This is a genomic window from Micromonospora sp. I033, assembly GCF_053890995.1.
This window is the reverse complement of record NZ_JBSSLX010000014.1, coordinates 43,462-52,955: the sequence shown is the minus strand read 5'-3', so window position 1 is coordinate 52,955 and position 9,494 is coordinate 43,462. Positions and strand designations below refer to the sequence as shown.

Sequence of the window (9,494 nt, the reverse complement as noted above, 5' to 3'; positions counted from 1 at the left end):
ACCCTTCGGGGTGGCCCTGACTGCGTTTGTGGCCCGCTTCCGTGAATCGCCCCGGCCGCCCGGCCCGGTCTCGTACCGTCGGTGCGGGACCCGCCCGTGCCTGCCCCGTCGGGCCGGCGGGAAACGTGACGTGGTGTACGCGTCGTCCCACGATCGGGACGGACCGGTCGGGGTACCTGCTGATGGTTCGGCCGGAACTGACCGCCAGGCGCTGGCGGAGGCAGGAGTGGTCATGAAGATCGGAATCATCGGGTCGGGGCACATCGGAGGCAGCCTCACCCGTCGGCTGCGCACGCTGGGCCACGACGTCACGGTGGCCAACTCGCGCGGGCCGCAGAGCCTGACCGACCTCGCCACGGAGACCGGCGCCACGGCCGGCACCCTGGAGGAGGCCGTCCAGGGCGCGGAGCTGGTCGTCATCGCCATCCCGGTCAAGGCGGTGCCGGACCTGCCGGCGCCGCTCTTCGACGGCAAGGTGGTCGTCGACGCGGACAACTACTACCCCCAGCGGGACGGCGACATCGCCGAGCTGCTGGACCGCAGCCTCAGCTCCAGCCGCTGGACGGCCGACCACCTGAAGGGCGCCCGGGTGGTGAAGGTCTTCAACAACATCCAGGCCGCGCACCTCATGGACAACGGCAAGCCTGCGGGCACGCCGGACCGGATCGCGCTTCCGGTGGCCGCGGACGACGCCGACGCCAAGCGTCTGGTCATGGAACTGGTGGACGCGCTGGGCTTCGACCCGGTGGACGCCGGCACGCTCGACGAGAGCTGGCGGCAGCAGCCGGACACCCCGGTGTACGGCACCGACCGCGACGCGGAGGGCGTACGGCGAGGGCTGGCCGAGGCGCGGCCCTGAGGGCGTACGACAGGAGAAAGCCCCGCCGGCGACGTGGCCGGCGGGGCTTTTCCGTGCGTGCGCGCGTCAGGCGGGCGGCTTGGCGCAGATGAAGCGCGGCTCCGGGTCGTAGCGCCAGCTGAACTTCTCCCGCTTCACCACCTTGCCGTCCTTCCTGATGACCCGGTAGGCGTCCTGGGCGAAGCCGACGCTGCCGGCGGCCTCGATGCAGTCCGGGCCGGGATCGAGGTAGACCGTCTTCGGCTGGGTGATGTTCCGGCGCGGGCCGTACTCGGTCTTGACGCTGTCGTAGATCTTGGTGCTCCACATCGACACGGTGATCGTGCTGGAGGTGTAGGAGGTGTCGATCAGAACGCCGTACGGGGTGTTGTTTCGGAACTTGAAGTCGAGCTGGGGCCAGTAGATGGTCGACTCGATGACCGCGGGGTAGCGGCTGAAGTAGAACGAGTGCGGCTTGTGCTCGACGTCCTGCAGCCCCGCGTAGTAGCTGGCGTTGAAGAGCGTCGTGGTGAACTGCGAGACGCCGCCGCCCACGCCCGGCACCAGCTTGCCGTTGACGATCGTCGGCGCGTCCTTGTACCCCTGGTCGTAGCCGCGCTCGCCGGTGTGGCCGTTGAGCGAGAAGGTCTCCCCCGGCTGCACGATGGTGCCGTCCACGTCCTTGGCGGCCTGGACGATGTTCTGGCTGCGCGGTGAGGAGAGACCGCCGGGGAACCGGGTGGTGAAGGTCGAGACCCGCTCCTTGATGCCCAGCTCGGCGAGCTTGGCCTCGGTCAGCTCGGGCTCAGCCGGCTTCAGCGCCACGGTCACCGTGCGACCGTCCGTCTTCGGCAGGACGGCGAGCAGGTCGCGGCCGAGCGCCGTGGCGTCGACCTGCCGTCCGGCCCGGGCCGGGAGCACCTTCGGCTTGCCGCCGCTGATGGTCAGCCCGGCGTCCTTCGGCGCGACCTCGAGCTTCGCCAGCCGGTCGCCCAGCGCGGTCCGCAGCCGCTTGACGTCGACACGGGGGGTCAGCTTGCCCGCGTCGTCGGCCGCGAAGCGCAGCCCGCGGGCGATGGCGGCGGGCGGGATGCTGACCGAGCCGCCGTCGGTGGTGAGCGTGACGGGCGCCGCGACGGCCGGCCGGGCCAGCTCGGCGAGGAAACGGTCGACCTCCTCGCGGGTGCTCGCCGGCCACTTCTCGACCAGCGGCACGGTCACCGGCGCGCCGGCCAGCCAGCCGGCCTTCACCGCGTGGGCCGCGCCGGCCGCGTCGACGGTCAGCGCCGGCTTCGGGTAGACCGGTTTCGGGGTGGTGCCGGTGAAGATGATGGCCGGCATGGTCATCTCGCGGCCCTGGTCGCCCATGGCCCTGCGCAGCGCGGCCTCTAGCCGGGCGGTGTCGACGGTCACCACCGGCTCGACCGTGCGGGAGCCGACGAGGCGGCTCACCGGGTGCGCCTCGGCGGCGGCGGCCGCGGCCACGGTGGCGTCCACGTCGACGGCGAGCCCGACGTCGGCCGGCTTCAGCTCGGCGGTCTTCTCTCCCACGGCCACGGTGAGCGGGGCGTTCAGCGCCGCCGCGCGGCGTGCCAGCTCGGCGTGGAGCGCCTCGGCCGCCTCGGCCCGGCTCCGGCCGCCCAGCTCGGTGCCGAGGACGGTGGTGCCCCGGGGCACGTCGCCGGCGTACGCGTAGGCGCCGAGACCGGTGCCCGCGGCCAGCACGGCGGCGACGATGCCGCCGGCGAGCAGCACCCGCCCGCGACGGGACCGCCCCGGCTTCCCGGCGCCGCCCCGTGTGGATGCGGCGGCCGGATCCGGCTCGACGTCGGGCCAGCTCACCGGCGTCACCTTGACGGTGGGCCGGTCGTCGGCGGAAGGCACCTTTTCGCCGTACAGCGTCACAGCAACCTCGATCGGAAGTACCACGTGGGGACCGCTTCCCCCACGGGAGACACCTACGGTAACCAACGCTCGGGCCGGCCGGGAGTCTCCGTTCCGGCGGGCGTCCGGACCGCGTCGTCCGCCGTCCCCGGGTGTCGCCGTCGTCACCCTCCGGCGGGCTCCCGCGCCGGTCCGGATCGTGGGACGGTGGCCGGGTGCGGACGGACGAGCGGACCCTGGCGTACGGCGGTGGCTGGCTGGACCGGGCGGCGGCGCTGCGCGCCGACCCGGCGTGGATCACCGCGCGGCTGACCGACCCGGAGACCGTGCTGCTGGCGCTGTGGCGGGACCGCTCCCTGGTCTCCGCCGACCGGGTGCCGGTGCGCCGTTCCGCGGCCGGGGCACCCGGGCTGCCCGCCGCCGCCGACGAGACGGTGTTCCTCGGGCTGGACGCCGGCCGGGCGGTGTTCGCCGTCGACCTCTCCGGCCGGGGCGAGGCCGAGGCGTGCGAGCTGGCCGGCGCGGCCGAGGCGGTGGGCGTGCGGGCCCTGGTGGGCGGGCTCGGGCCGGCCGAGGCGGCCGTCCAGGCGTACGCCAAGGGGTTGCTGCACTGGCACCGGGGTCAGCGGTTCTGCGGCGGCTGCGGGGCGGCGACGGTGGCCCGCGACGGCGGCCACACCCGTTCCTGCATGGGCGCCGGCTGCGGTCGGCTGCTCTTCCCCCGGATCGAGCCGGCGGTCATCGTGCTGGTCGAGTCGCCCGGCGAGCCGGATCGGTGCCTGCTGGCCCGGCACCGGGGCGCGGCGGAGGACTCCTGGTCGACCTTGGCGGGCTTCGTGGAGATCGGCGAGAGCCTGGAGGACGCGGTTCGCCGGGAACTGGTCGAGGAGGCCGGGGTGACCGTGGTCGACGTGACGTACCAGGGCTCGCAGGCCTGGCCGTTCCCGGCCGGGCTGATGGTCGGGTTCCGGGCGACGGCGGCCTCGACCGAGGTCCGGGTGGACGGCGACGAACTGGTGGCGGCGCGCTGGTTCACCCGGGCGGAGCTGCGGGAGCGGATGGCGGCGGGGCGGCCGCTGGGCCGGATCGACTCGATCGACCACCACCTGCTGCACAGCTGGCTGGCCGCCGGCGACTGATCGGCCGGTCAGCTCGGAGTGGCCGGTGCGGCCGCGGGCGTGGCAACCGGGGTGGCCGCGGCGCGCCCCCGGCGGCTGGTGACGGCCATCGCCACCAGCGCGGCCACGGCGGTGCCCAGCGCGCTCCACAGCAGGCCCGTGAAGGTGTGCGGCGCGATCGCCCCGGCCACCACCACCAGCCCGACGGTGGCCGCCCAGAGCGGCGCGGCCGGCCAGCGGGCACCGGCGGCGACCTGGGCGTTGAGCAGCACGAAGACCACCGCGTACAGGGCGCCGATCGCGGCGAAGGCGGGCGCGTGCGCACCGAGGTGTACGTAGTCCGCGCCACCGGCGAGCCGGAAGGCCAGTCCGCCGCCGAGCGCCGAGGCCAGCACCAGGACCAGCCCGCACGCCCCGGTCACGGTGAGCGCGACGGCCCGGCTGCGCCGGTCGCCCCGCGCCAGCCGGGGCAGGGCGAGCACGGTGACGACCTGCGGCGCCCACAACGCGCCCTTGGCGAGCACGGTGCCCACCGCGTACGCCCCGGACTCGGACGGCGGCAACAGCTGGCGGGCCAGCAGGAGGTCGGCGTAGGAGACCACGAGCATCGCCAGCGTCGCCCCGCAGCCGGTGACGACCTGGGCGGCGGTGAGCACCGGTGCCGGTGCCGCCGGGTCGGCGACGGACGACTCCGGGGCGGCGGACGCGGGCCGGGTCGGCGCGGCGGCCAGGCGCGCCAGCGCCAGCGGGGTGAGGGTGGCGAGGAGCGCGCCGGCGAGCAGCGACCCGGTGAGGCCGGCGCCGAGCAGCAGGCCGAGGATCACGCCGCCGTACCGTCCGGCGGCCAGCAGGGCCATGCCGAGGGCGAGGCGCAGGAACCGCTGGCCCCCCTGCAGCTCGCCGAGCCGGCGGGAGGAGAGCACCACGGCGACCGTGGTGACCGCCAGCAGGGGCGGGACCTCGGCGGGGATGCGCAGCACCGTGGCGAGCAGCGGGGTCGCGGCGACCAGGACGCCGCCGGAGAGCGCGGCGGTCGTGAGGGTCGCTCGGCGCGCCGGCGTGTGGCCGTGCCGGGCGTGGTGCACCGCCACCGCCAACTGCAGGCCGAGGCCCGGAACGCTGGCGATGGCGACCAGCCCGAGCGCGGTCGCGAGCACCCCGAGCTCTGCCGCGTCGAGCCGCCGGGCGGCCAGCACCGGCACCAGGTAGGCCAGGGCGTTGCCCGCCGTCCCGGCCACCATGACGGCGGCGCCGGCCGTGCCGAGCCGTCCCGCGCCCGCTCTCGTCGCCCGGGTGTGCGTCATGTCCGCCCCGCCCCGGCTCACGTGATCGCGGAGAGGTCGGTGTCGCGCCACGAGCGGGCCGGGCCGTCCGTTCCCCGCGGCGGGTCGGTCGGCGGTGCGTCGGCCGGCGGCGGGGCGACGGGACGTACCGGTCGGCGCCGGACGGTAGTGGTCAACCAGAGGCAGCCCAGGGCGAGCAGCGTCGCGAGCTGCGGGCCCGCGGCCAGGTGCCGCTGCGCGACGGTGAGGTGCAGCCAGCCGGCCAGCAGCAGCAGGGCCGCCGGCAGCCACGTCCAGGCAAGCCGGACGGCAAGCCGGGCCCGGCGGGAATCGTGGGGCCACGGGAGCCGGAGCGGACCCTGTACGGCCAGCACCAGGCCGACCGCGACCAGGACAGCGCCGAAGAGCCCGCCCCACAGGATCACCGCCGCCGCCCCTGCCACCAGCAGCGGCACCGAACCCCGCCCCCGCCGCCGCGCGGGCCGGACGACGGCCGACGGCGTGGCACGGCGGCGCTCCGGAAGCACGGCGAGGACGACCACCCCGACGAGCAGCACACCGCCCAGGAACAGCCCGGCGCGGTACGCCGTGTCGGGCACGAAGCGGAGCACCACCTCGCCGGACGTCCCCGCCGGCAGCAGCCAGCCCTGCTGCCAGCCGTCCACGATCAGCGGGGCCAGGACCTTGCCGTCGATCGTGGCCCGCCACCCGGCGTTGGTGTTCTCCCGTACCGCGAGGACCCGGTCGACGGGCCGGTCGGCGACCCGCACCCGGCGCTCGGTGGCCGACCAGTCCGCCACCTCGACGGACGAGGCCTGCGGGGCGACGCGGGACTGCGCCGGACCCGGTACGAGCGCGACGCGGGTCGCGCGGGCCAGCTCGCCGGGGGTGGCGAGCAGCCGGGACTGGCCGCTGGCCAGGACCAGCCCACCGGTGCCGGCCGCGCCGCACGGTACGGCGGGCACCTCCCGCGCCTCCAGCAGGTCCCGGACGGTGGCGGTCAGCGCGGTGCGGACCTGCGCGCCGGCGATCTCCAGCGTGGGGCCGGAGCCGCAGGCGAGCTTCACCGGGGCGTCCAGGTCGGGCGCCCGGGCGGGACTGGCGGGCAGGACGCTCACCTCGCCGACCGCGATGGGCAGCGGCTCCGGCGCCTTCTCGCCGTACGGGTCCTGGCTGTAGGCGGACGGCTTGTCGAGGAACTGGATGGTGATCTCGTCGGTGCGCATCGGCGGTTGCAGGGTGAGCTGACCGTTCCGGGCCAACAGCCCGCCGCGCACGCCGTCGTCACCCACCACCCGCACACTGCCGACCTTGGAGGCCGCGACCTCGGGGTCGAGGGAGAAGCGCAGCCCGCTGATGACCTGGGGGCGGGGCCATGACAGATGCAGGATCGGGTTCTCGTCACCCGGCGCGGGCGACCAGGCGGTCGCCGGGTCCCCGTCGACGGCCACTCCCGGGCGGGCCGCCGGGTCCGGTACGACCGTCGAGGAGGCCGTCACGGCCGGGGCCAGGCGCAGCGGCTGCGCGGCGGCCACCTGCCGGTCCAGGACCGCGTTCAGGGCGCCGCCGGGTTCCGGACGGGCCCAGACGCGGGCCGTGTACGTCCCGGACGTGGGCAGGTCGAACGTCCGGTCGATCGACCGACCGTCCTCCGAGCCGCGGGCGGCGTCCGCGGCGCACCGGGGCCGGCCGTCGACGAAGAAGCAGGCCGGCGTGGTCGGGGCGGCGGAGACGACGACGGTTGCCGGCCGGTCGGTCGCCGGTGGGGCGGCCATCGCGAGGGTACGTCCGGTGCGCAGGCCGGGGATCTCGATCTCGGAGATACCGACGGTGCCGGAGCCGGGCCGTTGCCCGATGGTGGCCTCGATCGCGATCCGCAGGTCCCGCGTGGCGTGCACCCCCGGCAGGTCGAACGTCATGGTGTCGCCGAACGACTCGACCGCCAGGCTCTCGTAGCCGGCCGTGACGACCACCTTCGTCGGCACCGTGTCGGCCCCGAGGTCGAACTTCACCCGCACCTGCCTGATCCGGGTGGACGCGGCGAGGGTCACCTCCAGCCACTGGTCCGCCCCCGCGGTGTCCGGCGCCGACTGCCACGAGGTGCCCGGATCGCCGTCCAGGGCGGCGAACGGCTGGTGCTCGGGGCGGGCGCCGCCGCGTACCCCGACCTGCGCCCGGGAGCTGGACGCCCGGACGGCGGTGATGCCGTCGTACCGGGCCACGGTGGCCTGGTCCGCACCCCAGTCGGGCAGGTAGTCGTGCGCCGGCGCGGGCACGTCGAAGGAGTCGGACGCGGTGAGCGTCGCCGAGGTGTCCCGCAGCCGGCCGAAGGAGACGTCCCGCCGGCGCAGCCCGTCGGTCAGCGTGACCGCTCCGGCGGCGTCCGTCGCGTCCCCGGCCAGCACCGTCGGCGCCGCGGTGAGCTGCCCGGCGGCGGCCATCTCCAGCAGCGACTCGGGGCCGCCGACGACAGTGGTCACGTCGTCCCGGTCGTAGGCGACGACGGGCTCGACCGGGCGGTCGACGCGGAACACCTCCAGGGCCCGCGTCGGTACGTCGAGGCCGTGGTCCCGGAACACTCCGTCCGTGGCCCCACCGCCGCGGACCGGGCCGAAGCCGGCGACCAGGGTGAGTCCCGGTGTCCGCTCCAGCGCCTGGCGGACCACCGCCGGCCGGGCCGTGGTCGAGCGGCCGTGGTCGAGGTCGGCGCGGAAGAGCACGTGGCTGACCCCGGAGCGGGCGAGCAGGTCGGCCAGGCCGGCCGAGCCGTCGCCGTTGGCCAGCGCCGCCTCGACCGCGTCGAGGAGCCGGATGGTGGTGGGCGGGGTGAACGGGATGGCGTTGCGGACCGCCCAGCGCCCGTCGAGCAGGGGCTGGGCGATCTCGTCCGTGGTGCTGCCCCAGTCGTACGAGGGGAACCGGGCGCCGGGCACCACGAGCACCCGGCCCCGTCCGGTGTGCGCGTCGAGCCAGTCGGCCGCCTCCGACCAGTAGCGGGGCACCTTCGTCACCCCACCCGGCGTGGCCAGCCCGCCGGCCACCGCCGGACCGGCGACGCCGACGACAGCGGTGGCGGCGACACCGGCGGCGAGCCAGGCGACCGCGGTGGCCCGCCGGCGCCGCCGCGCCGGAACGCTCCGGGCCACCCGGATGAGGAGGCCGAGCAGGTGGGCCACGCCCAGGGCGAGCGGGAGCCGCAGCACGACGTCGAACTTGTGCACGTTGCGCAGCGGCGCCCCGGCGCCGTCGAGGAAGTCCCGCTCCGGGCCGGCCAGGACGTTGGGCAGGTCGCTGACGTGCCCGAGCCCGACGAGCGCGACGCCGAGGAGGAGACCGGTGACGAGGAACCGCCGGTGCGGCATGCCCGGTCGGGACAGCCCGACGACGCCGAGCAGCGCGACCGCCAGGGTCGCGGCGACGAGCACCCGGTCGGTGGCCAGCTGCGCCCCGGCGGGCAGGGTCGGGCCGAACGGCCCGCCGAGGTAGGCCACCCAGTAGGAGGCGCCGCGCAGCACGGTCACCGCGTCGGTGACGCTGGTGGTGAACCGGGCGGACTCGATGTAGTCGAGGAACGGCGGGCTGTACCGGCCGAGCACCAGCAGCGGGACCAGCCACCAGGCGGTGGCCAGGGCGACCGCGCCGGACCAGGCGGCGAGCGCGGTGATCCGGCGGCGTACCGGCTGGAGGGTGGCGAGCCAGAGCAGCGCCAGCGGGACGACCGCGAAGACGGCGGTCGCGTTGACGCCGCCGGCGCAGGCGACCGCGACGGCCGAGCCGGCGACCGCGCGCCGGACGGGTCGGCCGTGGGCGAGGCCGACCAGCGGGATCAGCACCCACGGGGCGATCGCGCTGGGCCAGGACTCGACGGAGGACCAGCCGAGCTGGGTGAGGATGCGCGGGGACAGCGCGAAGGCGACCCCGGCGATCATCCGGGCGGCCGGGGTGCCGATGCCGAGCCGGCCGGCGAGCCGGACGGCCCCCAGGTAGGCGACACAGAACAGAAGCGCCCACCAGAGCCGCTGCACCACCCAGGCCGGCAGGCCGAGTTCCGACCCGAACAGGAAGAACGGCCCCATCGGCCAGAGATATCCGTACGCCTGGTTCTGCAGCTGGCCGAAGGTGCCGGTGGGATCCCACAGATGCAGCGAGCGGAGCAGCCAGCCCGCGGGGTTGACGTTGAGGTCGACCTTGGTGTCCGGGACGGTCAGCCCGGGTTCCTGCTGGAACGCGAGCGCGGAGAGGACGATGCAGACGGCGAGGTGGCGGAACCGGCGGGTGATACGTCGGGTGCGGTGATCCGCCGGTCCGCTGTCTCGTGTCGCCTCTGCGCGCATGTGGCTCCCTGTCTCCGGCACCCCGACCGACCCGGCG

At 75.8% G+C, this 9,494-nt stretch carries 5 protein-coding genes; 2 read left to right on the top strand and 3 right to left on the bottom strand.

Annotation, left to right across the window (positions count from 1 at the left end; translation table 11 throughout):
• Positions 1 to 232 precede the first annotated feature (232 nt).
• Positions 233 to 859: an NADPH-dependent F420 reductase gene (locus tag ACW0Q9_RS04600; RefSeq protein WP_456178623.1), complete on the top strand. Its 627-nt coding sequence runs from the start codon at positions 233 to 235 to the stop codon at positions 857 to 859.
• Positions 860 to 925: 66 nt separating this feature from the next.
• Here ACW0Q9_RS04600 and ACW0Q9_RS04595 read toward each other — a convergent pair whose 3' ends face one another.
• The gene (locus ACW0Q9_RS04595) at positions 926 to 2,743 is read right to left on the bottom strand and encodes a VanW family protein (RefSeq protein ID WP_456178621.1); all 1,818 of its coding nucleotides are present in this window, start codon (positions 2,741 to 2,743) and stop codon (positions 926 to 928) included.
• Between the two features lie 194 nt (positions 2,744 to 2,937).
• Between ACW0Q9_RS04595 and nudC the strand changes: the two genes are divergently transcribed.
• A complete protein-coding gene (gene nudC / locus ACW0Q9_RS04590; RefSeq protein WP_456178620.1) occupies positions 2,938 to 3,861 on the top strand; it encodes an NAD(+) diphosphatase in 924 nt (307 codons plus the stop codon).
• Positions 3,862 to 3,869: 8 nt separating this feature from the next.
• On the opposite strand, the gene ACW0Q9_RS04585 is transcribed toward nudC, so the two are convergent.
• Together ACW0Q9_RS04585 and ACW0Q9_RS04580 are read right to left on the bottom strand one after the other, a co-directional pair.
• Positions 3,870 to 5,144, bottom strand: coding sequence for a polysaccharide biosynthesis protein (locus tag ACW0Q9_RS04585; RefSeq protein ID WP_456178618.1), 1,275 nt, complete (start codon positions 5,142 to 5,144; stop codon positions 3,870 to 3,872).
• A 17-nt stretch (positions 5,145 to 5,161) separates the two neighbouring features.
• The gene (locus ACW0Q9_RS04580; protein ID WP_456178616.1) at positions 5,162 to 9,457 is read right to left on the bottom strand and encodes an alpha-(1->3)-arabinofuranosyltransferase domain-containing protein; all 4,296 of its coding nucleotides are present in this window, start codon (positions 9,455 to 9,457) and stop codon (positions 5,162 to 5,164) included.
• Positions 9,458 to 9,494 lie beyond the last annotated feature (37 nt).

What these genes read in the sequence shown, in the direction of transcription:
- ACW0Q9_RS04600 (WP_456178623.1), top strand. Translation starts at nt 233, where the DNA reads ATGAAGATCGGAATCATCGGGTCGGGGCACATCGGAGGCAGCCTCACC.
- ACW0Q9_RS04585 (WP_456178618.1), bottom strand. Translation starts at nt 5,144, where the DNA reads ATGACGCACACCCGGGCGACGAGAGCGGGCGCGGGACGGCTCGGCACG.
- ACW0Q9_RS04580 (WP_456178616.1), bottom strand. Translation starts at nt 9,457, where the DNA reads ATGCGCGCAGAGGCGACACGAGACAGCGGACCGGCGGATCACCGCACC.